This is a genomic window from Glutamicibacter sp. NPDC090743 (assembly GCF_044769125.1).
Taxonomy (GTDB): Bacteria; Actinomycetota; Actinomycetes; order Actinomycetales; family Micrococcaceae; genus Glutamicibacter.
Genome location: NZ_JBIVXE010000004.1, coordinates 120,702 through 144,270, shown reverse-complemented (window position 1 = coordinate 144,270; position 23,569 = coordinate 120,702). Strand labels below are relative to the sequence as shown.

Below are 23,569 nucleotides of genomic sequence, written 5' to 3'. Positions count from 1 at the left end.
TTTAACCCCGAAAGAATTGGCTCAGAGCCATTGCTTCGGTCCTGACATGTTCGTTAAGCTCAAGTACCGCCTCATGTCTGAGGCAACTGACGGTACTTGCCACGAGCAAAGGATCCCTTCCCATGCGCACCCTGATCGCCACTTCCTTCGTCTCCTTGGACGGTGTCGTCCAAGCCCCGGGCGGCGAACCCGGCTACCGCAATTCAGGCTGGACGATGAACTCGGTCGAGTTCGACCCCGCCGCCTACGAACTGAAGGGCGCCGAGCAAGAAGAAGCCAGCGCCATGCTCTTGGGCCGGCACAGCTACGAGGCCTTCTGCGCGGTGTGGCCCTCGATGACCGAGCAGTTCCCGCAGTACAACGCGATGCCCAAGTACGTGCTCTCCACTACCTTGCGGGAGAAGGACTTGGCCGGGAACTGGGGCGAGACTGCGATCTTGCGCTCGGTCGCCGATGTGGCGCGGCTTCGAGCCGGCGACGGCGGCCCGATCAGTATCCATGGATCGGCAACGATGGTCCACTCGCTGCAAGAACATCAGCTCATCGACCAGTACAACCTGCTGGTCTTCCCGGTTTTGCTTGGTGCAGGCAAGCGCCTTTTCAGCGACGCGAGCCTGGACGCGCAGAAGCTGGCCCTCATTGATTCGCAGGTCTACTCCAACGGCATCCAGAAGAACGTGTTCAAGGTTCAGCGCTAGCTGGTCCTAGCTGGCTGCGGGCAGGTAAGGCCGGGTGATCAATTCCAGGTAGTGCCCGGAAGGATCAAGCAGATAGACTCCCCGGCCGCCGTGTTCATGATTAATCTGCCCTGGCAGCTGCCGTTGGGGATCGGCCCAATGCTCCATTTTCCCCTCGCGGATAGTCGCGTAGGCGCGGTCGAAATGCTCGTCATCGAGCAGGTAGGCATAGTGCTGCGCTGGGAAGTCCATCGGTGGTGCAGCGAATTGAAGCAGCACCCCGTGGGCCAGGCTGATGTTGGTAAATGGTCCCCAGCTTGATTCCGCGCGGGCTTCGAGCAGCTCAAGATAGAACTTTGCCATGCGTTGCGGGTCGAGTGAAGCGATGATGGTGTGGTTGAACTGTGCGGTCATGTCTCCCTTTCGTGGTTCAGATGTGCTGTTCTTTGGTGGAATGCATCTGGCACGGGAGGGCCGCGGATCAGGGAACGACCAGTTTGCCGTTCCGGGAGTGGCCGCATGCGGCCTGACTGGTCTTCATCGCCATCGAGCATAGCACTGCGCTTCGGCGCTTCTCCACAACCGCAGTTTTTAAAGCAAGAAGTGGGATCCCCGGCATGGGATCCCACTTCTTTTGGGTAACAACCCCGCACCATCGGGGTTGTATCTGAGTGCCGGTTGATAAGTCACTCAGGGACTGGATAACCAGTTGCTAAACCACCTGGTTGAGCCATCGAACAGGCGCGTCTTCGCCTGCGTGACGGAAGGGTTCGAGTTCTTCATCCCAGGGCTCGCCGAGAGCGATGGACATCTCCTGGTAGAAGACCGAGGGATTTCCGTCGCCCTTTTCATAGGCCCACCGGATGCGTTCTTCGCTGACCATGACGTTGCCAGCGCAATCAACGGTGGCGTGGAAGATGCCAAGATCAGGGGTCACGGACCAACGGCTGCCGTCGGCACCCGGGCTTGGGTCTTCGGTGATTTCGAAACGAAGGTGCTGCCAACCATGCATCTCACTGGTCAGCAAAGCGCCGGTACCTTGCGTACCTACCCACTCGATTTCGGCGCGACAAAATCCGGGTGCGACGTGCTGTTCGGTCCACTCCATTTTTACTGGAGTACCGAGCACGGACCCGATTGCCCATTCCAGATGTGGGCATAGCGCTGCAGGGGCGGAATGAATATAAATCACGCCTCTGGACATCGGTGCAGACATGCCATCCTCCGTTGCGGTGTTGATCGTCTTCCCCTACGTCAACATCGTTCCGGTGCCATCGCCGCCGATACTTCCATTTTGCCCGATGAAGAGGCCTTTCGCCACCCAGAAAGGCTATTTTTGCAGATTGGTACCAAATAGTCAGGCTCGGGGATGGGCTTGGCGGTAGCTTTGCCTCAATCGGTCAACCGAAACGTGAGTATATAGCTGGGTCGTTGCCAGCGAAGCATGCCCGAGGAATTCCTGGACAGCACGCAAATCTGCGCCCCCATCCAGCAGATGCGTGGCTACGGTGTGCCTTAAGGCATGCGGGCCGCTGGCAGCGGTATCCCCCAGCGATTGCAAGGCCTTGGAAATGACCTCTCGTGCCTGGCGTACATTCAAGCGCGCACCGCGCACCCCTACGAGCAAAGCGCCTTGAGCTTCCTGGCGGGCCAGGACCTTGCGATGCGACCGAATCCACCCGATGATCACGCGCTCGGCGGGCTTGCCAAACGGAACAACCCGTTCCTTGTTGCCCTTGCCGAGAACCCTGACGGTGCGTCGTTCGAAGTCGATGTCGTCAACGTCCAAGGCCACGAGCTCGCTGATACGCAGGCCGGATGCGTACAGCAACTCGGCGATGACTTTATCGCGTGCCGCTACGGCCTGGCTCTTGGCATCGGGGGCAGGTTCCGGCTTGCTCTCGCTGACTTCTTTTCCAGCAGGCGGCTGGGCTGTTTCGGAGAGCAAGCGGTCGATCTGGCTTGGCTGCAAAACATGCGGAAGACGCCGTTCCTTCCTGGGCGCGGCCAGCCGCAGGGCAGGGTCCGCGTCGATCAGCTGATGCTTCAGCGTCCACGCGAAGAAGCTCTTCACCGCAGAGATCCTGCGGGCCAAGGTGGTGCGGGAAATCTGCGATTCATGAAGCTGTGCCAACCAATCGCGGAGCGTATCAACTGAAATCTGCTTGAGGCTCGGATCCTGCGCATGGTGGAGCAAGAACTGGCCGAGGTTCCGCAAATCCACTTCGTAGGCTCGCAGGGTATTAGTGCTGCGGCCGCGTTCGCGTTGCAGGTACTCCAGGTAGTCTGCCACCGGCTCAGCGAATTTTGCTGACATCGCATTGCTGGCGTGCGTCGTTGATTCTTGCTTCATCACTATTGAGGATACCCTCAGCTGCGTCACCGGTCAGTTTTGGCGCACCAACTTCCATGCCAGGCCATCGGTGGCAGCCATTTGCAGTGTCTCCAATCGATTGATGGCGCGTAGCGTCTGGATCAACGGCACCCCGCTGCGGGCAGAGATCTCATCAACCAGCAATCCTTTGGTGAAGGACATGATGTCGTACACCATTGCTTCGTCCCTACCCAGGATGTCCGTCGGGCGTTGCTGAACTTTGGCACTCCGCGGCTCTGCTTGGCAGTGGTGGCCAACCAGGCCCAGCGCATCTTGCGGGCTGGCGAGCAAGGCCGCACTGCCTTCTGCAATCAATCGGTGGCACCCTGCGGAGTTGGGCGCGAAAACGCTTCCGGGAACGGCCGCTACATCGCGTCCCAACTCGACTGCATGGCTGGCGGTGTTCAGCGCTCCTGAGCGGTGGCGCGCTTCGCTGACGATAACCAGCCTGCTCAATGCCGCGATCAGCCGGTTGCGGTTCAGGAAGCGGAAGCGTGCTGATGTGGTTCCGGGAGGCACCTCTGAGATCAGCACGCCGCGAGCAATAATCTGGTTGAGCAGGTTGCTGTTGCCCGAAGGGTAGAGCCGATCGATGCCGCCAGCCATAACCGTGATCGTTGGCGGGTTCGGATGCTGCCAATCGTCCACGCTCAGAGCGGCCCGGTGCGCGCTGGCGTCAATGCCGTAAGCGCCACCCGAGACAATGGTGTACCCGTTCAGGGCCAGGGTCCGGCCAAGATCGAAGGTGACTTGATCACCGTAGTCACTGGCATCGCGGGAGCCGACGATGGACACGCTGCGCGCCAGCTCTTGGCCTTCGAGCAATTGCGGGTTCGCTGAACGCCACCACAGGCACAGGGGACGTCCCAGTTCCAGGTCGGCTAGCTGTCGCGGCCACGAAGCATCGTCCGGGATCAGCAATCCGCCACCCGCGCGCGCAGCGGCATCCAAGGCTCCCGCTGGGTTGCTCAGCGACAGGCGCTTTCTCCATCGGGCCAAGGCTACGCTCAAGTCTTGTGCGCCATCCCCGGGCGGGTGGAATCCGAGGATTCCGTCGACCGGCGCTTTGAGCGCGGCCGGGTAGAAATCCTCTCGCTGGATCAGGCGCAGCAGTTCCTGTGGGCTCATCAGTTCCAGCAAGGCCGTGGCCACATAGTCGTTGGGCTCGATAAGTTGGTTCAATTGGGCGTAGACCCGGCGCTCCTGGCTGGTTGGAGCCGAGGCTTTTCCGGCAGTGTTCACATCGTTGAAAGTCATGGCCTTACCTAGCTATTTTCCAAGTTCTGGCGAAGGTGAGCGGCGATGGCCAGATCATCCTCGGTCGGTGCTGCATGCCCTTGCTGGTCTGCAACCGTCCACGCGACCCGCAGGAGGCGGTGGATGGCGCGCGCAGAGAGCCCGCGTCGTGTGGCGAGTTGTTCAAGCGCCGCCCGGGTCTTGGCCGGGTATTCCAGTTCATTCCTGAGGATCTGAGTTGGTATTTGCGCGTTGCAAGCAATGGAGAACTTTCCCAGCCGCTCCTTGCTGCGTGCCCGGGTGGCCAAGACGCGTTCACGCACCTGTGCACTGGATTCATTTGGTACTCCGCTAAGAAGCTGTGCTTGCGCTACCGGATTGACTCTGACTTGCAGATCCACACGGTCGAGGATGGGTCCTGAAAGCCGGGCGAAATAGCGCCGGCGGGCCATGGGCGTACAGGTGCACCCGGTACCGGTGCCGAAGTTTTTTCCGCAGGGACACGGATTGGAGGCCATGATGAGTTGGAAACGGGCCGGCAGCCGCTGGTGGCCGCGTATCCGCGCGAGGTTGATATAGCCTTCCTCGATCGGTTGGCGAAGCGCATCAAGTACTCCGGTGTGGAATTGCGCTGCTTCATCGAGGAATAGAATGCCCTGGTGCGCGCGGGTAATGGCCCCGGGAATGAGTTGGGCGGTTCCGCCGCCAATCAGGGCTGAACGGGACGCGGTGTGGTGCGGCGCCACGAAAGGCGGGGTGCGTTGCAGCTGGTCCAATTCCCCGGATCCGCCCCGAGTAATGGAATGCACCGCGGTGGCTTCAAGGGCTTGCAGGTCATCAAGTGGCGGCAGAATCGATGGCAGGCACTTGGCCAGCATGGTTTTGCCGGCACCGGCCGGTCCGACCATGATCAGGTGGTGCCCGCCGGCCGCGGCCAGTTCCAAGGCGAGCCGAGCTTCCTGCTGCCCGTTGACCAGGCCCAGGTCCGCATCGCCCGAGGCAGCAGTTCCTGCGGCAGGGCCAGCAGATTCGGTAGGCGCCTGCGGCTGCCGGTGGCGCAGGTAAGTGGTGACATGTTCGGCTGGGGCACCGCAGCAGGTGAGGACCTGTCCCAGATGGCGTAGCGCCATGACCTCGATTCCATGCACCAGCCTCGCTTCGGCCCCGTTAGCCTCGGCCACGATCACCCGGTCGAGACCATGGACCTTGGCTAGCTGCACCGCTGGCAGCACCCCGGGTACTGGCCGCAAGGTTCCATCCAAGCCGAGTTCCGCCATGAACAGCGTGCTCGGTGACGCGAACAGCTGTTGATCAGCGGCCAAGGCGGCGATGACGATGGCCAGATCGAAAGCTGATCCATACTTGGGCAGGGTGGCTGGCGAAAGATTGACCGTCAGTTTCCGGTTTGCCAGAGGAATCCCTGAATTCCTTGCCGCGGCTTTGATTCGTTCACGGGCCTCGCTCAAAGATGCATCGGGCAAGCCCAGCAGGACGAATCCTGGGATGCCGTTGCCGAGGTCGGCCTCGACTTCCACCAGTGAGGCGCTGACCCCGTGCAGTGCCACTGCGCTGGTCCGGGCGGTGCTCATGAGCGCACGTTCTCATGCAGCCGGCATTCGAACCCTGTTGCTGTCAGATAGACCTCGACGATGTCCACGCGAAGTTCGGCAAGAAACATGCGATGGCATTGGGCCCAGGAAATCAGCAGCCTGTTGAGCCGGCGGAATTTTGCCGCGCTGATCGCCTCGAAGCCCGATCCATAGCGTTGCGAGGACCTGGTTTTGACTTCGACGGCGGTGATCTGGCCGTTGCCGGCTCTTGCCACCAGGTCCAGCTCCCCTGCTGGGCATCTCCAATTGCGATCGAGGATTTCGTAGTGCTGCCCGGTGAGAAATGCGGCGGCAGCTTGTTCGCCATCGGCCCCTAGGCGTTGCTTCGCGGTCTGCATGTTTGCTCCTCGATGTCTGCGATCCGTAATGGAAACATCGTCGGAGAATTATGGTCCACAGCGGCGGCGCCCGCCGCGGAATGTGGACAATTCGCTTTAAGCGAGATCGCCGGCTTTGTTCCAGGAACAGAGCCGGCGATCGAATGCCACAGTGCCTCGCGCTAGGAGCCCAGCCCATCCTTCGGGATCTGGAACTCGTCAGGGTTGAGTTCTTCGACGTTGACGTCCTTGAAGGTCAGCACCTTGACGGACTTCACGAAGCGCCCTTGGCGGTAGATGTCCCAGACCCACGCGTCGGTGAGGTTCAACTCGAAGTACACTTCCCCGGCGTTGGACAGGGTCTTCACGTCCACTTGGTTGGCCAGGTAGAAGCGGCGCTCGGTCTCGACCACGTAATTGAACAGCCCCACCACGGTCTTGTACTCGCGGTATAGCTGCAGTTCCATGTCGGACTCGTAGTTTTCCAGGTCGTCGGCAGCCATCACTTTGCTTTCTTTGTCGTGGCTTCACCTTGGGCCTGATCAGCACCCGAAGTCAAGTTCCAGCTCTTGCGGTGGTAGTCGCAGGGACCCTGCGCAACGATCGCGGCACGATGCGCAGCGGTGGCATACCCCTTGTTGATCTCCCAGCCGAAGGCCGGATGCTCGGTGGCCAGATCAACCATGATGCCATCGCGTTCGACCTTGGCCAGGATGGAAGCTCCGGCGATCGCCTGGCAGGTCATGTCGCCTTTGATGATGGTCGTCACCGGGATGTGCAGGCCCACGGGTTCGCGGTCATCGGCCAGGATGTCGAAGAGATCCGGTTCCGGTGCGGTCAGCCAGTCGTAGCTGCCATCCAGAAGCGCCGCCTCGGGCTGTACCGCGCACAGCTCCATGGCCCGCGATCCGGCCAGGCGCAGGGCGCCAGTAACTCCCAGCTCATCGATTTCAGCCGCAGAGGCATGCCCAACGCCATAGCCCACGGCCCACTGGCGAACTGGATCGACCAGTTCCGTACGGGTTTCCGGGCTCAGCAGCTTGGAGTCGCGCAGCGCTGGGAACTCCGTGACCTGCTCAATATCTATTACCGTCATGCCGACGGTAATCGGACCAGCCAAGGCGCCGCGTCCCACCTCATCGACCGCTGCGATATAGCGGAACCCATGCTTGGCTGCCAAGGCGCGCTCATGTTCTAGCGTGGTTGCCTTGCTCTTCAAAACGGCCATGGGCGGTGCCCCTACTTCGCCACTGCGTGCGGGACGTTGGCGAAGACTTCTTCGTGCGAGTCGACGATGCCCCAGCGCGAGGTTGGCCAAGAGATCACCGAAGCGCGGCCCTGGACGGATTCGAGGTCGACGAAACCGCCCTGGCGATCGGCGTGGAAGCGGGAATCCGCGCTGGCACCTCGGTGATCACCCATCACCCAGATTTTTCCTTCTGGGACGGTCGCCTTGAATTCCATGTCTGACGGGCTGTCGCCGTCAAAGATATACGGCTCGTCAATGGGCTCGCCGTTGATCGTGATGGCGCCTTCCGCGGTGCAGCATTCCACGGTGTCACCGGGCATGCCGATGATGCGCTTGACCAGGTACTGCTCATCAGCCGCTGGCAGCACGCCGACAAAGGAGAGCACATTCTGGAACGCGGTGGGGTACTCGGTCAGCGGTGGCAGCCATTCCTGGTCATCGCGGAAGACGACGACGTCGCCACGTTCCAGCTCGAACGGCCCGGGAACCATGAGGTTGGCGAAAATCCGGTCGTTGACCTCGAGGGTATGCTCCATGGAGCCTGATGGGATGTAGTAGGCACGGAAGAAGAAGGTCTTGATCACGAACGAGAGCAACAGCGCGATCGCGATGATGATGACAATCTCGCGGACGAAGCGCCATATTTTGTATAGGGGTCCCCTGCTTGGAGGAGTCTCTGCTGATGCTGCGCTCACGATTCGATTAGTACCTTCCATTGTCGCGTGTAATCCCCATCTTACGTGTCTTGCCAGGCGCAACGGATCATTGCATAGCCACGGCCAGTTGCCCAGAAACGCACCAATGGCCAGGTCCGTCGCCGGGCCTGGCCATTGGTGCGTCCGTTCAAGCGGGCTGCGGGCTACTGGGTGGCAGCAGGCGACATGATGCCACCGCTCTGCTTGTAGTCCACGGGGATTTCGCCGATGGGCTTCTCAGCGTCAATCAGCTTTTGGACTTCGTCCAGCTGGCTCTTATCCACCGACAGGGTGATGCCGCCCGTTTCAGGATTCAGCGTGTATGCATGGATGGCAGTGCGCACGGGGTTTTCCTGCTTGCCCTGCCACTTCATGATTTCGGAAATCGCCGAACGAAGCTCCTCGCTGCTGAATTGGACTAGGTGCCCGATAGCCCCGGCTTCTTCAATAACGGATAGCTGCTCTTCGCTGGTCGTCGAAACATTCAGCTGCCCGTCCTTGATCCAACCCTGGACGTATTCATCGCCCAAGGCTTCGGAGAGCTGGTCATTGGTCTGGAGCAATGCGTCTTGGTCCACGGTGTTCCCGCTCGATTTTTCTGTTTGCTGCGAGGGTTCCGATGCCGTGGCGCTGGCCCTAGCCTGCGCACCTGGATCGGTTCCCTGACCACAGCCGGTTAGCAATAGGGCAGCCATGGCGGCAGTAGAGGCCAGCATGATTGGCGTGCGTGAAGTTCTAGCGTTGAAATTCATAATTTACACCTCGGTGATATTCACGTTGCCGCAACGATCTTAGCTTTGAGACTAGTGCCGAAATCGTAGAGCAACCAAGGAACTACATGTGTGCCAAGTAAAAATGCCCCGCTACTTGTTCTCAAGTAGCGGGGCATTTTCAGCAGGACCCAGTCCCGCCGGAACAGAATCCCTTAGCCGTGGCGACGTGCGTTGCGGCGGAACAGCAGGAATGCCGCACCGGCCAGGGCCATTGCGCCACCGGCGGCGATCAGCGGAACGCTGTTCGAACCGGTATCCGCCAAAGGATCGTCCTTCTTAGGAGTTTCCTTTGGAGTTGCAGACTTGCTTGGCTCGTCGTCCTTCTGGTCCTTCGGAGCTTCCGACTTATCGTCCTCCGAAGCGGAAGGAGAGGTGCTCTCCGATGGCTTGTCGCTTTCTTCTTCGGAAGGCGATGGCGAGGTGCTCTCGGAAGGCTCCGTAGTTGGTTCCTCAGTAGGTTCCTCGGTAGGCTCCTCAGTAGGTTCCTCAGTAGGTTCCTCGGTAGGCTCCTCAGTCGGTTCCTCGGTAGGCTCCTCAGTCGGTTCCTCGGTAGGCTCCTCAGTCGGTTGCTCGGTTGGAGTCGGCGTCGGAGTCGGCGCAGCAACGATCACGACGTTGGCGTTGACCCGCTCAGAGGTGTTGAAACCGTTCTTGGCCACAACGCTGAACGCAAACTTTCCTGGTTCTTCCGGGGCAGGGAACGAGAAGTTTCCTTCAGCGTCCAGCTCAACCTTCTTGTAGAGCTTGCCGTCAACGACCACACGGATGATGGTGCCAGCCGGAGCATTGGCAAGGGTACCGGTGATTGCTTCACCAGGTTCAACTTCAGTACCGTTTTCCACCGTGATGGCAGGGGTATTGATATGGAATTTCAGCGTGTAGCCATCAATGTAGCCCTTGTCGAAGACATCATCGAGCGAGGTGTACATGGCGATGTCATCAGCGGTGTTTTCCTTCAGGTCTTCACCTGCGGCGTTGGCCGAGTTGATGCCTGCCGCCTTGCTGCCTACGAGCATTGGGCCACCGGAGTCACCCTGGTCAAGCACGCTCTGGCCAGGATTTTCAGCGACATAGCCAGCAACTGAACGGTAGGTCTTATCCGAGCCACCAACGAAGAAGACGCCTTCACCGATAATCGGGGAGCAGCTCCAACCGGTCGTACGACCCGAAGAGCAAGCTTCCGACCCAACTAGTGCCTTGGTCGTGCCAGTCACGTTGATAACTTCGTCGCGAGGTTCCTTGCCGTCAGCCCATTCGGACACAGCAGCGTGCAAGTTCAGCGCAGGATTGATGTTATCGATCACCGAGATGTCCGTGCCTGGTTCCAGGTTATTGAACTCTTCCTCGGTCATGGAGTCCAGTTCTTCGGCGGATAGGCCCGAATTACCCGGACCACCGAACTGGTTGAATCCAAAAGTACCCAGCTCGGCACCCAGAGTTGGCGATTGGCCTGGAACCGACTGTTCGGCAAGGCCCAAAATCCTGGTGGCGCCATCTTCCGAGCAGTGCCCAGCCGAGATGATGGCATCTTCGCCCTCTGCGGTCCACGCGGTGAATCCGAGCGAGCAGACGGTCGACTTACTAGTAGGTGCGCCGGACTTGTCCATTGCGTAACCCAAGGCGCCGTAAATATCCTCTGCGGCGGTGGTCTTGGCAACACCCGAGCTTTCTACACCGTCAACGTGCGTAGCTTCGCTGACGAACTGCTCAACGGTCAGCTTCTCAGGCAGGGAGCCAGCGGACTTGGACTTCAGGTCGTCCGCAGCTTCCTTCTCGTCGAAGCCCTTTGCATAGATCTTCAAGCCATCGTTGGTCTGAAGGATAGCGGTGATGCGCTTCAGTTCCTTCGGCTCGATGTTGGCCAAGAGCTCGGTGTAGACCTTGTCTACGGTCTTGACCTGCGAGTCGACTTCGGTCACCACGATAGGAGCCGGAGCAGCACTGGCCTTGACGATCTCCTTGGCCTTGGCAGCGTCCTTCTTGCTTACGGTGATCTCGGCTTTGCCGTCCTTCACCGAGGCAGTGGCGTCAATGCCTTTCGCATTCAGTTCGTCGCGGACCTTGGAAGCAGCGTCGCTGGTCTCCCCGTCCTTGACGTACTCTTCAACGGACTTATTGAGGTCCTTCTCAATAGCCTTGCCGAGCCCCTCGGTGTCCAGAGCGGTTTCGCTGGCCAAAGGCTTCTCGCTTGCCGTAGCGGACGCAGACGGCGATTCGGAGGCCGTTGGCGCCGCTGCGGCAGGCATGAAGCTAGAGCCGACCACCAAGGCGGTCGCGGCTGCTGCAACGATGCCGCGTTGCGCAGTCTTCTTTTTTGGATGTGGCATTAATGCTTCTCCCAGATTTATGGTGCGAGTGCCCGCGCGTCCCCTTACCTAAGGGCGCGCGCGTAAGCACAGGTGTTGTTACCAAAATGAAACAATACTTGGTTCCGACACAGCTTTTCAACCATCGAATCCAACAAAAATATAAATTCCAGAACCCGTTTCACCTAGTCAAATAGCTCTACCCTCATCGAGGTTGGTTACAACTTACGTGCCAGTAATATTGGTTTAAGATTGGACTTCTCTTTCTAATCCCTAGTCAGCTTGGTGGATCCTGAGTGTTGTCGCGAAATTTACACACCAATTGCACAGCAAATCGGGTGGGATGGAAATCCATCCGAATTAATTCCATTAACCTAGAAAAATAGCGCCAGATGGGTAGTTCTACCCATCTGGCGCTATCAAAATCGCCGGTTGCTACGGCGTGTCATCTGATTACTGAACGCTGATCGAGCGGCCAAATCACCTCGGTCGCTTTGCCCGTGACGCGCTCGACGCTGATCATTCCGCCGCCGCTTGCGCCCAGCAATGCCCGCGAATCCTTGGAAGTGGAGCGGTGATCGCCCATGACCCACAAGCGGCCAACCGGCACTTCTACGGAAAACTTCTGTTCGCTCGGAGCATCCCCGGCGAAGATGTACTGCTCGTCTGCAGGCTCGCCGTTGACGAGCAGTCGCCCATCGGCGCTGCAGCATTCCACGGTGTCTCCCCCAACGCCAATGACGCGCTTGACGTACTTATTGCTGCTCCCGGTGAGGCTGAACGCCCCCAGCAGATCATCAGCGAAGCTGGCCTTGGCGTAGGGCAGGAACGAGCCGCGGCCATCGAAGACGATGATGTCTCCGCGTTGCGGTTCGGCATCCGAGTAAGCGCGGCGGTCTACGGCGATGCTCTGGCCAGGATTGAGCGTGGATTCCATGGAGTTGGACTCGATATGGAAGACGTCGATCAGGGTGGCGCGAATGACGATGGTGGCCAGCAGACCAAGAATGATGGCGAGTACAGCGAAGCGCCAGACCCATGGAAAGGCCCGGCGCTTCATTGTTGCCCGCTCAGTGCGTGCAATCCGGTTCATTGAAGAACGCAGATTACTTCTTTGCGCTGAAGTCGCGCTTCTCGCGGATGCGAGCAGCCTTGCCGTGACGATCGCGCATGTAGTACAGCTTTGCACGACGAACGTCACCCTTGGTCACAACCTCAATCTTGTCGATGATTGGGGAGTGAACTGGGAAGGTACGCTCAACACCGGTGCCGAAGGAAACCTTGCGAACGGTGAAGGTCTCGCCAACACCCTGGCCCTGGCGACCAAGGACGTAGCCCTGGAAGACCTGAACACGGGAGTTCTTGCCTTCGATGATGTTGACGTGAACCTTCAGGGTGTCGCCTGGGCCGAAGGCTGGAACGTCGGAGCGCAGCGAGGCTGCGTTAACAGAGTCAAGAATATGCATAGTGCATCTCCTAGGATCAATGCCGCAGGTCACCGAATCCTCGTAGCGGGGCCCGACACCGGTCGGAACCAGTGAAATCCCCGGAACGTTGTACCACCGATTGCCTCTAGCAAACGGTGCGGCGGTCTTCTGTGGCTCGAACTTCCCCCTGCGGCAGGAGTCGAACAAAAACACACCAAGAAACAATTATGCCGTATCAGCGAAGCCGATGCGAGTTTGCCCGAAATGGCTTTCGAGTGATTTTGGCCTCTTAGTCGCTCTCGGTGCCAGCGCCGGTAGCCCAGTCCAATTCGGATTTGGGGGTTATGGCACCGTCAACGAGCGCGAATCCGCTGTGCCATAGGGCATCGCGGTCCCTGCGGTTCAGGCTCTCGGCATCCAGCTGCGTGATCAGGTCGGGGCGACGCTCTGCGGTGCGCTTGATCTGCTCGTCGCGGCGGAACCGTCCCACCCGCTGGTGGTTGCCACCGAGCAGCACCTCGGGGACATCGCGGCCGCGCCAGGAGGCCGGCTTGGTGTACACCGGGTATTCCAGCAGAACATCCGAGTGGGATTCTTCTACCAGCGATTCCGGGTTGCCGATGACTCCTGGGATCAGCCGGGCGATGGCTTCCACCATCACCATCACGGCCACTTCTCCCCCGTTGAGCACGTAATCGCCGATGGATACGGGGATGACGTTGAAGTTCTCGTGCGCGTATTCGATGACGCGCTCATCGATGCCTTCGTAGCGGCCGCAGGCGAAGACCAGATGCTCTTCCTCGGCAAGGTCGTAGGCCATCTGCTGGTTGAAGACGGCGCCTGCAGGCGAAGGGACAATCAGGGTTGGCTTGGGGCCGCCAGCATCGGCTGGGCGCACCGCGTCCAGTGCCTGTCCCCATGGTTCCGGCATCATCACCATGCCGGCGCCGCCACCGTACGGGGTGTCGTCGACCTTGCGGTGCTTGTCGGCAGTGAAGTCGCGCAGGTTGGTGACGTTCAGATCCAGGATGCCGTCTTCGGCTGCGCGGCCGATCAGCGAAAGCGAGAGCGGCTGGAGGTACTCAGGGAAAATCGAGATGACGTCAAGGCGCATGGCTTACTTTTGTCCCTCTTCGTCGCTGCCGTCTTCATCGCTGTTCAAGGTCAGCAGGCCTGCCGGCGGGGTGATGACCACGATGCCGGCTTCCGGATCGATCTCTGGGACGAATTCGTCGACGAACGGGAGGTAGATCTCCTGGCCGTCAGCGTCTTCGAAGACCAGCAGGTCCTGGGCGGGGTTGGTGCGCAGTGCGGTGATGGTACCGACCTGCTCGCCATCGAGCATCACCTTCAGGTCCAGCAGTTCATGCTCGTACCATTCATCCGAGTCGTCTTCCGGCTGATCGGAAACTTCAATCTCAAGGCGCGCGCCGCGCAGGGTTTCAGCCTGGTTGCGGTCGGCGATTTCCTTGAAGGAGAGCAGCAGGATGGTCTTGTTCCAGCGCGCATTGGCGATGGTCAGCGTCTTGACCGGGCCGTCGACGACGATGAGTTCTTCGCCAGCGGTGAAGCGCTCTTCCGGGGTGTCGGTCATGACCTGGGCGGTGACTTCGCCACGGATGCCGTGGGGCTTGCCGATGCGGGCAACCTGCAATCGCATAGTCTGCTGCTCTTTCTGCACTGTGTTCCGTGGCGTGTGCCGGGAGACTGGAATGGAAATTCTAGGGGTAAACACGAAAGGAGTTTCCGTCACTAGTTAGGACGGAAACTCCTTTCGTTTCGAAGCCAACTTAAAAGCCAGACCTCTAAGTTGCTTAGCCTCGGCGACGGTCGGTGTCGATTACATCGACACGTACCGGCTCCTTGGCCAACGCTGCCATTACGGTGCGCAGTGCTCGTGCGGTGCGTCCCTGGCGTCCGATCACACGACCGAGATCCTCAGGGTTCACACGTACTTCGAGCAGGTCGCCGCGGCGGGTGGACTTCAAGGCGACCTTGACGTCTTCCGGTTCCTCGACAACCCCGCGTACCAGGTGGTCTAGCGCGTCAACGAGCACTGTTACTCAGCCTCGGTAGCTTCGGCCTCTGCCTCTTCAGCAGCTGGCTTTTCAGCCTTCTTGGTGATTGCCTCTGGGAGGATCACCGAACCCTTGTCAGGAGCAACGAATGCTGGCTTAGGCTCGGCAACCTTGTAGGTGCCTTCCTGGCCATCGATGCCTTTGAACTTCTGCCAGTCACCGGTGATCTTCAGCAGTGCGTGTACCTGCTCGGTTGGCTGAGCGCCAACGGACAGCCAGTACTGTGCACGATCCGAATCGATCTCGATAACCGATGGGTTCTCGGTTGGGTGGTACTTGCCGATCTCCTCGATGGCACGGCCATCGCGCTTAGCGCGCGAGTCCATGACGACAACGCGGTAGAAAGGTGCGCGCATCTTACCGAAGCGCTTCAGACGAATCTTTACGGCCACTTTTGTGGTCTCCTGTTTCTCAACATGGTCGAATCCGATTTTTAGCACCTGTGGGGCAGGCCTTACTTACCAGACTCTAAAAGGACAGGATTCATAGCGGAGAGAGGGGCCACTGCGAATCGAGTACCCTGCAATTATGCCAGAGAGCGTGCGTGGTGGCCAACTCTAATTGGCCCCGCGCGTCGGGCGAAGATCATGAGCTTGCTCACCCTGGGGGCCGCACCCAGATGCAGCTACTAGCATTGAGTGCATGACCGTTGCTTCCGCATTGCTGGGTTTCAGTATAGTTGCCGCCCTGATGACGTTGATTCCGGGTGTCGATACCGCGCTGATCCTGCGATCGGCCATCGCCCGGGGACGCGGTGAAGCGCTGCTGGCGGCGCTGGGGATCTGCACGGGAGTATTCGCTTGGGGTGTGGCCGCGGCCGCGGGAGCTTCGGCAATTCTGGCCGCCTCATCCCTGGCCTACCAGGTGCTGGTCTATGCCGGTGCAGCCTATCTGGTGTTCTTGGGCGGGCAGATGATCCATCGGAGCCTGCGGGGCAAGCAGTTGGCCACGATCCGAGTTCCGGTATCGCACAGCAGGTATCGAACCTACCTGACCGGGCTGGTGACCAACGTGCTGAACCCGAAGATCGGCGTCTTCTATATCGCCGCGATCCCGCAGTTCACCCCGGCGGGCACCAACGCCCTATTCATGGGCATGGGGCTATCGGCGGTGCATGTTGCACTGACCCTGGTGTGGGCAGTGGCCTTGGTATACGGGGTTCGGATCGCTGGCCGCTGGCTGGGCTCAGCGAAGTCGGTGTCCTGGATGGACCGGATCACCGGGACAGTGCTGATCGGGTTCGGACTGAAAGTTGCGCTCTCGCGCCCATAGCATCTTGGCCACGCCGGCAGGTGCAGCAGTTCGCGGCTCCGGGTGCTCAGGCGGCCACCGGAACACTGTTTCTTCGCGGTACCTGCATCGGGTCCAGGTGCTTGGGCAGCAGGATGTGAGCCAGTCCCCCAACGGTAACCAGGGTCAGCAATCCTGCATGAATGGCATGGTGGTGCCTCCGGCACAGGCAGCTGCCATTGCGCGATGAAGTGCACCCGCCACGTTCCCACCAGTTGTCGTGATGGTATTCGAGCATTTCAGGCGGTGCGGTGCATCCCGGGACGATGCATCCGCGGTCGCGGGCGAAAATTGCGCGCTTCATTGCATCCGTGAAGAAGCGTTCCTTGCGTCCTACATCCAGCGGTTGCCCATCGGGTCCGAAGACCACCCGGTAGATCTCGCCTTGGCAGATCAGCTGTGCGGTGTCCGCGGAATCGAGTTTCACCCCGTGGTCGGAGGTGGCGCGAAGCTTGGCCGGATCTCCAAGATCCTGCGGATCGCGCAACTGGATATGGATGCCGATCCTTGGAATGATTCCATTGGGCGCGGCACCTGCCGTGCGCCCTCTCAGCGCGGCCAATAGTGCGTTGAGCCGGCGCTGGGCCACCGGAACCTCCCCATCGCCAAGCAGCAGGGACGCTTGGAGGCCTTCGCCTGCTCCGCCTGCGCCGCGCGTTTCCTGCTCATCAACAAGCTTGTCAGGTTGTTGCTGCGCTCCGGACAAGGATTCTTCCTCCCCGTGCCCGTCCTGGGCCCATGGCGGTGGTGGTTCCTTGCTGCTGAACAGGTCGTCGGTGGCTGATTGCCCGGCATTTGCCCCGGGATCCGCTTCCTGCTGGTCCTCTGAGGCGTTCTGGCCATCATCAGGGGCAGCGCCTGAACCGGATTTGGCGGCACGGGCGGCTTTGCCTGCCTTGGTACGCGGGTTATCGGCCTGGGCCAGGGTGGAGCGGAATTCCTCGCGCTGGGTCCCGGCGATGTAGAGCTCGTACTTGTCGCAGTCGCCCACGGTGCCTCGCGGATAGATTCCGGGTGCCGGGTTCCTGGTTTGCTTGCGGGCCCTGCGCTCGGCGGAAAGCATCGCCGCGAGCTGGGTCTCGCGTGTGGCACGGTCAGGTTCCTGCAGCAGGGCGGCGGCTTGGTGATCGAGCAGCTGGCCCTGTTCATTGCGGGCGGACGATTCCAGCGGCCGGCCTTGGAAGCTCGTGTCAGCCGGCTCGAATTTGTCCAGTGCGCGGGCCGTGCGGGCAATCAGCCGCGGGTCCAGATCCGGCGCTTCGGCGTAGAGCCTGGCCAGCTGGGACAAGCGCGGGGCGGCGGTGCTGCCATCCATGAGGCGCCGGGCGATGAGCAGGTGCGCGTCATTCACCCGGTGCTGCCCCTCATGGGCGTTGATCCCCATCCAGCTGGCCAGGAAGTCGCCGGTGTTCTGGTAGTGGGCGCGGCCTGAATGCTGGCGGGCGGGGCGGTCGTAGCTGGTCCGCGATGCGGAAACGGCCGCCAGCTCATCGTCTTCCAGCAGGTGGGCGCCGGTTGATTCGAGATGGATAGCGCAGTGCAATTGCTCCCGCAGGGTGTAGCGGTAGAGCGTTTCAATCAGCCGTGCATGCCCCGCCGCCACCCGCGGGTCATCGGACTCGCGCAGGGTGCAGGAGAGCTTGGCCAGCAGCGCGCAGCAGGAAGCCATCAGCTCAAGGAGCACTTGGATCGCTCCGCGCGGGAGCGACCCGGTGATGGATTCGCGCAGGATCTGGATCGCTGCGGCTAGCTGGTGGATGCCCATGGACCCATCATGGGCGCGGCCAGAGGCCCGAGCTGGCAGCCATCGCCAACTGTGGATAAACCGCTAGCCGCGTTGGCGGACCTTGGATTGGCGGATGACCAGGAAGATCAGGTACGGGGCGCCAATCACCGCGGTGGCCACCCCGGCGGGCAGGATCACCGGGAAAGCCCGGGCCGCAACCAGGTCGGCCAGCAGCACGAAGATCGCCCCGATCAGCGCGGCATGGGGCACCGGCGGGATGGTGCCGCGGGCCACCAGCCGCGCGGCATGCCCGCTGGCCAGCGCAACGAAGGCCAGCGGCCCGGCGATCACGGTCGCGGCGATGGCCAGCAGCGAGGCGATGCCGAGCATCAGGACCCGGTCGCGCCCCAGGTTCATGCCCAGCGCGCGGGAGGTATCCGAATCCAGCGCCAGCACCTCGCGCTGGTTGCGCAGCAGCGCGGCCGCGGCCAGTCCCAGCACGATGACCACCGGCGCGAAGGCCAGGTCGGCCCAGGAGATCGCGTTGATGGTCCCGGCCAGCCAGGTCAGCGCCTGCTGGGCGTTGTAGATTTCTCCCAGGGTCAGCATCCAGGAGGTCAGTGCGGCGCACAGCCCGGAAAAGCCCAGGCCCACCAGCACCAGCCGGTTGCTTTCCAGGGAACTGTGCCAGACCAGCGCGAAGACCAAGGTCGAAACCAGCAAGCCGCCCAAGGTGGCGGCAATGGGCAGCCCGTAGTGCACCAGCAGTTCCGAACGCCCGCCGGCGTGCACGCTCAGGGCCAGCACGGCCACTGCGCCCAGGGCCGCGCCGTTGGTCACCCCGAGGATGTCGGGGCTGGCCAGCGGGTTGCGCGCCACGTTCTGGGTCAGCGCCCCGGCCACTCCGAAGCCGGCCCCGGCCAGCACCGCGGCCACGCTGCGCGGCAGCCGGAACTCGATGATCGTCAGCTCGGTGCGCGGATCCGGGGCCGCGCCGAAGAGCGTGGCCACCACATCGCCCAGCGCGATCGGGGTGCCCCCGATGGCCAGGTGCAGGCAGAAGGCCGCGAGGGCCACGGCCAGCAGGATCAGGCCGGTAGCCACAGCGCGCCGGGCGCGCACCGCGGAAGCGGGGGTGCGGATCGCCGGGGCGCTCATACGGTGACCGCCTTGCGGCGCCGGGCCACGTAGATGAAGAAGGGCGCACCGAGCAGCGCGATGACCACGCCCACGGGCAGTTCCCCGGGGCGGGCCAGCATGCGGCCGAGCACATCGGCCACGCACAGCAGCAGCGCGCCGCACAGGGCCGAGCCGGGAATCACCCAGCGGTAGTCGGCGCCGAAGATGCGCCGGGAAATATGCGGTACCAGCAGGCCCAGGAAGGCGATCGGCCCGGCCAGGGTGACCGCCAGCCCAGACAGTGCCACGATCGCCGCCAGCCCCAGCCCGCGGGCAGGCAGGGCGGTGACCCCGAGGCTGCGGGCGGAATCCTCGCCCAGGGTCAGCGCGTTCAGCCCGCGGGCATTGGCCAGCGCCAGCACGGTGCCGGCCACCAGCAGCGGCCACAGCGACAAGAAGGATTCGTAGCCTTGGACCACGGAGCCGACCTGCCAGAAGCGCAGGGTTTCCAGGGCGGCTTCGCTCAGCAGCACGATGGCCGAGACCACTCCGGCGCAGAGCGCGGTGACCGCGGCGCCCACCAGCAGCAAGGTGATGGGCGATCCCCCGCGCCCGTCGATGCGCCCGATGCCGAAGACCACCAGGGCCGCCAGCAGCGCTCCGCCCAGGGCCAGCAGCGCCTGGGTCCACGCCGGCAGCGGGCCGGTGAAAGCGGCGACCGAGACGATGGCCAGGGCCGCCCCCTGGTTGATGCCCAGCAGGCCGGGTTCGGCGATCGGGTTGCGGGTGTGGCCCTGGATCAGCGTGCCAGCCATCCCCAAAGCGGCGCCGGCAGCCAGCGCGGTAACGGTGCGCGGCCAGCGGATCTCGCGGATTGCGATGTCGCTGACCTGGCCGTCGGGGGCCAGCAGCGCGTGGCGCAGCTCGGCGAAGCTGGAGGTGGTGCTGCCGATCCACAGGCTGAGCCCGATGACGGCGCCCACGCCGGCGGCCAGGGCCAGCAGCGAGCTGATGCGCGGTGTGGTGCGGTCGATGGTCGGTGGCCTTTCTCGGGCCGCGGAGTGCGCGGCGGGTGCGTGCAGGATATGCGAAGCAATGATGTCGCAGGACCTTGACCGGGACGGCCGGATCCATGCTACTGTTCTTCTCGCGCGCTAAGCTTACCCTTGCCTAAGTGGGGCAAGCAAAAATACATCATGCGCTAATTAGTCAATCACCTTCATGGAAAGCACTCGCATGCACACTCCCCGCATTCTCGCCCTGAGCGCCGCCCTGGCCGCGGCCGCCCTGGCCCTGTCCTCCTGCGCCAGCTCCTCCCCGAGCACCGAGCCGGCAGAAACCGCCGCCACCGCGGAAGCCGATTCCAGCTTCCCGGCGGCCATCAAGCACTTCCGCGGCACCACCGAGCTGGCCGAACGCCCGCTGCGCGTCGCCGCACTGGACCCTTCCTACGTGGATGCCGCCATGCTGCTGGGAGCCGAGCTGGTGGCCTACACCGAATACCGCAAGGGCAACAACCCCTTCCCCGAGTACCTCGGCGACATCACCGAGCAGACCGACGAAGCCGTGAACGTCGGCACCATCACCGAACCGGATCTGGAAAAGCTGCTGGCCACCGAGCCGGACGTGATCATCTCCGCCGACGTGCGCCAGGGCGCCATGTACGACCAGCTGAACAAGATCGCCCCGACCATCTTCTCCGAGTCCACCGGACCAACCTGGAAGGAAAACGTGGTGCTGCTGGGCGAGGCCCTGGGCAAGAAGGAGCAGGCGGAAACGGCCGTGGCTGACTACGAGGCCCGCGCCTCCGCGGTGGGCAAGGAAATCCTGGCGAAGAAGCCCGAGACCACTTACTCGCTGGTGCGTTTCGCCGGCGAGGACACCGCGCGCCTGTACGCCACCGATTCGTTCATCGGCGAGATCATGGTGGACATGGGCATTCCGCGCCCGGAGGATGCCCCGGATACCACCGAGTCGATCTTCGTTCCGCTGTCGCCGGAGGAAATCCTGAAGGCCGACGCCGAAGTGATCTTCCAGTCCACCTGGGCCCCGGAAGGTGCCGAGGGCGACGCGTCGCGCGCCCAGGAAGACAAGTTCACCTCCAACCCGTTGTGGGAGAAGCTGGAAGGCGAGGTCATGCAGGTCGACGACTCGATCTTCCTCTCCTCGGTGTCGCTGCAGGGCGCCCACGAGGTCATCACCCAGGTGGCCGAACACTTCGAGGTCGATCCGCAGCTACCGTAAGCGGCACCCGGAAAACCGGCAATTAAAATACTCGAGTCCCTGCCCGGCGTCTTTCGCCGTAGTCAGGGACTCGATTCATTTACCGGCTCCGTGCGTGGGAGCCGGTGCCAATCAGTGGTTATCTGGCAGCTTTGCGCACCGGATCGACAGCGACCTCTGCGTGCTTCAGCCGCTTCTCAGCGCGTTTTTCCTTGATGCTCTTGCTTGGTTTTTTCGCTTCGCCCTTGCGTGGGGATTTGCTCGACATGACGTGCCGTCCTTTACCGGAGACGCGCTGCGCCTCCAACAAGTGTGGGGAGAGTACCCCATAACCTGAACCATAGGAAGTTTCGCACCGAAGAGCAAGGGCTGGAGCCTTCCCGGCGATTCTCCCACGGCGTTCGGCGAGCGCCATGGCGTTTTCGAAGATACGTTCGAATCCGCGTTGGCCGCCTCTTCGGCCACTGGGCCATCCCTGCGGTGCAGATCAGGGAAATCGAGGCCGACACGACGGCGCCTTCCCAGCGCCCGCCTAGCTTCACCGCGTAGTCTGGAACTTGGCGCGAGGAACTGCATATCTTCGCGCGAAATTAACTTTGCCGTGGTCAAACTAAGGATCATTCTCCGTGGATATCAGGGAACAGCAGCTGGACGCCTACATGGTCACGTGGAAGCTTGAGCGCGAATTCGGCGGGATGACCACCGTCTGCACCCAGCGCGCGGCCGCTTTCGCCCAGCGGCACGGTTCTGCCGCGGTGGTGACCTTCGGCCCCAACGAACAGCTCCCGCAGATCGTTGGGGAACTCGTGGAGCGCGGCAAGCTTTCGCCCAAGGTCCGGGTGCTCAATCCCTACCTCCACCTGGCGGAGCATGACCTGCAGCCGCAGGCCAGCATCCCCCAGCGGAAGGCCGAACCGGCCTGCCTGGACTTCACGGTACGCCAGTCCGTCCACCACCCTGGCCAGGATTCCGCCTTGTTCTGCGAGCACAGCGTTGCAGGCCCCGAAGGCGGGGTTGCAGGCCCCGAAGGCGGGATCAAGAAGACCACGTACTACCGGGCCGATGGCACCGTCTTCTTGTCCGATATGAAGTTCCATGACGGCAAGGCCCGCCGCATCGTTGAGGCTTTTGACCGCAGGGGAACCCTGGTGGCCCGCTTCCCCAGCGCGGCGGCTTTCTACCGCCATTGGCTGTCGCAGATCGTCGACCACCCGAACTCCTTGGTGGTCATCGACAGCAAGTACACCGCGGCCATGCTCGCTTCCTGGAAACCGGTGCATGTGCCCAAGGTGTTCGCGTTCCACAGCATCCATGTGGCCAAGGGGCAGGACCTTGCCAGCGGCCAGCTCTCCAAGGGCCACGAACCCATCATCGAAGAACGCTCCAACTGGGATGCTTTTGTCTTCCTGACCCACGCCCAGCGCCAGGCCTATGTCGACCGCTTCGGCGCAGCAGACTCGGCATTCGTCATTCCCAACCCGCTGAACCCGTCCACCGTGCAACCGCCGGTACCGGCACGCAGCTCGACCAGCCTGATCGTGGCCGGCTCGCTGACCCCCAACAAGAACGTAGCCGCCGCCCTGGATGTCCTCCACGAGCTGGCCCTTCGCGGCAAGCGGCCGACCCTGCACATTGTGGGCAAGGGCAGCGAATACGCCGCGCTCACCGAACGGGCCGCCGAGCTGGGCCTGCGCGAGTCGGTCATCTTCCATGGCTATTCCGACCAGCTCCCCCGCCACTTCGCTTCCTGCACGGCGCAATTATTCACCTCGACCAACGAGGGCCAGGCGCTGGTCATCCTCGAGGCCCAGGCCCAGGGATGCATCCCGGTGTCCTTCGACATCAACTTCGGCCCTGCCGACAGCATCGCCGATGGGCATAACGGCTTCCTGGTCCGCCATGGCGATATCCAGGCCATGGCCGACCGGGTGCAGCAGCTCATGGACGATCCCGCCCTGGCCGCCCGGATGTCGCAGCAGGCCCGCACTTTTGCCAGCGAGTACCAAGCTCGCGATCTAGTCTCACTTTGGGAGGACACCATGTCCATAGCCAAGATGCTCAAGAAGCTGGGCGCGAAGAACCGCGTCCCGCATTTCGAAGCAAGGCTGCGGGGCGTCGACTTCCCCGACGGCCAGGGATTGCAGGTGCGGGTAGAGCATCGGGCCCACGTCGAAGACCTGCCCGAACCGGCAACCTTCGAGCTGGTCTTCGTCAATCGGGACAGCAAGGCAGAAATTGCGGCCGTGGCCAGCAGCAGCGTGGACGAGCAGCTGGCGGTCTTCGATGTGGAACCGCAGCTCTTGGGCGAGACCCAGGAACAGGATGCAGCGGTGGACGTGAACCTGCGCCTGCGCGTGGGCAGGGCCATGGAAATGAAGCGCCTGGGTCTGCCCGAATCAATGATCCTGCCGTACTTCACCACGCAGAAGAACCTCTCCTTCCGCCCTAGGCAGTAGCCGGGCAGCAGGT

25 protein-coding genes are annotated in these 23,569 nt (G+C 61.9%); 4 read left to right on the top strand and 21 right to left on the bottom strand.

The window, feature by feature from the left end:
* Nucleotides 1-122: 122 nt before the first annotated feature.
* Nucleotides 123-698, top strand: a complete 576-nt coding sequence (locus ACIQTS_RS09390; RefSeq protein ID WP_105657744.1) for a dihydrofolate reductase family protein — start codon at nucleotides 123-125, stop codon at nucleotides 696-698.
* A 6-nt stretch (nucleotides 699-704) separates the two neighbouring features.
* Here the strand turns inward: ACIQTS_RS09390 and ACIQTS_RS09385 are convergent, their stop codons facing one another.
* The 17 genes from ACIQTS_RS09385 to rpsP form a co-directional block, all read right to left on the bottom strand.
* The gene (locus ACIQTS_RS09385) at nucleotides 705-1,091 is read right to left on the bottom strand and encodes a VOC family protein (RefSeq protein ID WP_105657743.1); all 387 of its coding nucleotides are present in this window, start codon (nucleotides 1,089-1,091) and stop codon (nucleotides 705-707) included.
* Between the two features lie 298 nt (nucleotides 1,092-1,389).
* Nucleotides 1,390-1,893, bottom strand: a complete 504-nt coding sequence (locus tag ACIQTS_RS09380; RefSeq protein WP_105657742.1) for a DUF3145 domain-containing protein — start codon at nucleotides 1,891-1,893, stop codon at nucleotides 1,390-1,392.
* A 141-nt stretch (nucleotides 1,894-2,034) separates the two neighbouring features.
* Nucleotides 2,035-3,030, bottom strand: coding sequence for a tyrosine recombinase XerC (locus tag ACIQTS_RS09375; RefSeq protein WP_402472953.1), 996 nt, complete (start codon nucleotides 3,028-3,030; stop codon nucleotides 2,035-2,037).
* Between the two features lie 33 nt (nucleotides 3,031-3,063).
* A complete protein-coding gene (dprA, locus tag ACIQTS_RS09370; protein WP_400288927.1) occupies nucleotides 3,064-4,308 on the bottom strand; it encodes a DNA-processing protein DprA in 1,245 nt (414 codons plus the stop codon).
* 8 nt (nucleotides 4,309-4,316) lie between these two features.
* On the bottom strand, nucleotides 4,317-5,876 hold the full coding sequence (locus ACIQTS_RS09365) for a YifB family Mg chelatase-like AAA ATPase (protein WP_400288925.1): 1,560 nt from the start codon (nucleotides 5,874-5,876) through the stop codon (nucleotides 4,317-4,319).
* Nucleotides 5,873-6,235 (bottom strand): YraN family protein, encoded by a 363-nt coding sequence (locus ACIQTS_RS09360; protein WP_332595130.1) that lies wholly within the window; start codon nucleotides 6,233-6,235, stop codon nucleotides 5,873-5,875. Before ACIQTS_RS09360 ends, ACIQTS_RS09365 begins: the two co-directional genes overlap by 4 nt.
* A 161-nt stretch (nucleotides 6,236-6,396) precedes the next feature.
* Nucleotides 6,397-6,717, bottom strand: coding sequence for a DUF2469 domain-containing protein (locus ACIQTS_RS09355; protein WP_105657739.1), 321 nt, complete (start codon nucleotides 6,715-6,717; stop codon nucleotides 6,397-6,399).
* Nucleotides 6,717-7,442: a ribonuclease HII gene (locus tag ACIQTS_RS09350; protein WP_105661214.1), complete on the bottom strand. Its 726-nt coding sequence runs from the start codon at nucleotides 7,440-7,442 to the stop codon at nucleotides 6,717-6,719. The genes ACIQTS_RS09355 and ACIQTS_RS09350 overlap by 1 nt, the downstream gene beginning before the upstream one ends.
* An 11-nt stretch (nucleotides 7,443-7,453) precedes the next feature.
* The gene (gene lepB / locus ACIQTS_RS09345; RefSeq protein ID WP_286134220.1) at nucleotides 7,454-8,158 is read right to left on the bottom strand and encodes a signal peptidase I; all 705 of its coding nucleotides are present in this window, start codon (nucleotides 8,156-8,158) and stop codon (nucleotides 7,454-7,456) included.
* Nucleotides 8,159-8,322: 164 nt separating this feature from the next.
* Nucleotides 8,323-8,910 (bottom strand): hypothetical protein, encoded by a 588-nt coding sequence (locus tag ACIQTS_RS09340; protein ID WP_400288922.1) that lies wholly within the window; start codon nucleotides 8,908-8,910, stop codon nucleotides 8,323-8,325.
* A gap of 173 nt (nucleotides 8,911-9,083) precedes the next feature.
* Complete coding sequence (locus ACIQTS_RS09335; protein WP_402472948.1) at nucleotides 9,084-11,258, bottom strand: trypsin-like serine protease; 2,175 nt, start codon at nucleotides 11,256-11,258, stop codon at nucleotides 9,084-9,086.
* Nucleotides 11,259-11,682: 424 nt separating this feature from the next.
* Nucleotides 11,683-12,330, bottom strand: coding sequence for a signal peptidase I (gene lepB / locus ACIQTS_RS09330; RefSeq protein WP_402472945.1), 648 nt, complete (start codon nucleotides 12,328-12,330; stop codon nucleotides 11,683-11,685).
* Between the two features lie 13 nt (nucleotides 12,331-12,343).
* On the bottom strand, nucleotides 12,344-12,703 hold the full coding sequence (gene rplS / locus ACIQTS_RS09325; protein WP_105657733.1) for a 50S ribosomal protein L19: 360 nt from the start codon (nucleotides 12,701-12,703) through the stop codon (nucleotides 12,344-12,346).
* A 250-nt stretch (nucleotides 12,704-12,953) separates the two neighbouring features.
* On the bottom strand, nucleotides 12,954-13,778 hold the full coding sequence (gene trmD, locus ACIQTS_RS09320; RefSeq protein WP_105657732.1) for a tRNA (guanosine(37)-N1)-methyltransferase TrmD: 825 nt from the start codon (nucleotides 13,776-13,778) through the stop codon (nucleotides 12,954-12,956).
* 3 nt (nucleotides 13,779-13,781) lie between these two features.
* Entirely contained in the window at nucleotides 13,782-14,324 is a 543-nt protein-coding gene (rimM, locus tag ACIQTS_RS09315; RefSeq protein WP_133833441.1) for a ribosome maturation factor RimM, read from the bottom strand.
* A gap of 154 nt (nucleotides 14,325-14,478) precedes the next feature.
* Nucleotides 14,479-14,721: an RNA-binding protein gene (locus tag ACIQTS_RS09310; protein ID WP_038991490.1), complete on the bottom strand. Its 243-nt coding sequence runs from the start codon at nucleotides 14,719-14,721 to the stop codon at nucleotides 14,479-14,481.
* Nucleotides 14,722-14,723: 2 nt separating this feature from the next.
* Entirely contained in the window at nucleotides 14,724-15,134 is a 411-nt protein-coding gene (gene rpsP, locus ACIQTS_RS09305; RefSeq protein ID WP_105657730.1) for a 30S ribosomal protein S16, read from the bottom strand.
* A 250-nt stretch (nucleotides 15,135-15,384) separates the two neighbouring features.
* Between rpsP and ACIQTS_RS09300 the strand changes: the two genes are divergently transcribed.
* Nucleotides 15,385-16,014 (top strand): LysE family translocator, encoded by a 630-nt coding sequence (locus ACIQTS_RS09300; protein WP_402472941.1) that lies wholly within the window; start codon nucleotides 15,385-15,387, stop codon nucleotides 16,012-16,014.
* A 46-nt stretch (nucleotides 16,015-16,060) separates the two neighbouring features.
* Here ACIQTS_RS09300 and ACIQTS_RS09295 read toward each other — a convergent pair whose 3' ends face one another.
* The 3 genes from ACIQTS_RS09295 to ACIQTS_RS09285 all read right to left on the bottom strand — a co-directional run bounded on the left by ACIQTS_RS09295 (nucleotide 16,061) and on the right by ACIQTS_RS09285 (nucleotide 19,860).
* The gene (locus tag ACIQTS_RS09295) at nucleotides 16,061-17,797 is read right to left on the bottom strand and encodes a hypothetical protein (RefSeq protein ID WP_402472938.1); all 1,737 of its coding nucleotides are present in this window, start codon (nucleotides 17,795-17,797) and stop codon (nucleotides 16,061-16,063) included.
* Between the two features lie 63 nt (nucleotides 17,798-17,860).
* Nucleotides 17,861-18,916 carry a FecCD family ABC transporter permease gene (locus ACIQTS_RS09290; protein WP_402472936.1) on the bottom strand — a complete coding sequence of 352 codons (1,056 nt, stop codon included), beginning with the start codon at nucleotides 18,914-18,916 and terminating at the stop codon, nucleotides 17,861-17,863.
* Nucleotides 18,913-19,860, bottom strand: coding sequence for a FecCD family ABC transporter permease (locus ACIQTS_RS09285; protein ID WP_402472933.1), 948 nt, complete (start codon nucleotides 19,858-19,860; stop codon nucleotides 18,913-18,915). The genes ACIQTS_RS09290 and ACIQTS_RS09285 overlap by 4 nt, the downstream gene beginning before the upstream one ends.
* A 253-nt stretch (nucleotides 19,861-20,113) precedes the next feature.
* On the opposite strand from ACIQTS_RS09285, the gene ACIQTS_RS09280 reads away from it, so the two are divergent.
* Nucleotides 20,114-21,121 carry an iron-siderophore ABC transporter substrate-binding protein gene (locus ACIQTS_RS09280; protein ID WP_332727382.1) on the top strand — a complete coding sequence of 336 codons (1,008 nt, stop codon included), beginning with the start codon at nucleotides 20,114-20,116 and terminating at the stop codon, nucleotides 21,119-21,121.
* Between the two features lie 118 nt (nucleotides 21,122-21,239).
* On the opposite strand, the gene ACIQTS_RS09275 is transcribed toward ACIQTS_RS09280, so the two are convergent.
* Complete coding sequence (locus tag ACIQTS_RS09275; RefSeq protein WP_402472931.1) at nucleotides 21,240-21,368, bottom strand: hypothetical protein; 129 nt, start codon at nucleotides 21,366-21,368, stop codon at nucleotides 21,240-21,242.
* A 358-nt stretch (nucleotides 21,369-21,726) separates the two neighbouring features.
* On the opposite strand from ACIQTS_RS09275, the gene ACIQTS_RS09270 reads away from it, so the two are divergent.
* Nucleotides 21,727-23,556, top strand: coding sequence for a glycosyltransferase (locus tag ACIQTS_RS09270; RefSeq protein WP_402472928.1), 1,830 nt, complete (start codon nucleotides 21,727-21,729; stop codon nucleotides 23,554-23,556).
* Nucleotides 23,557-23,569: the final 13 nt, after the last annotated feature.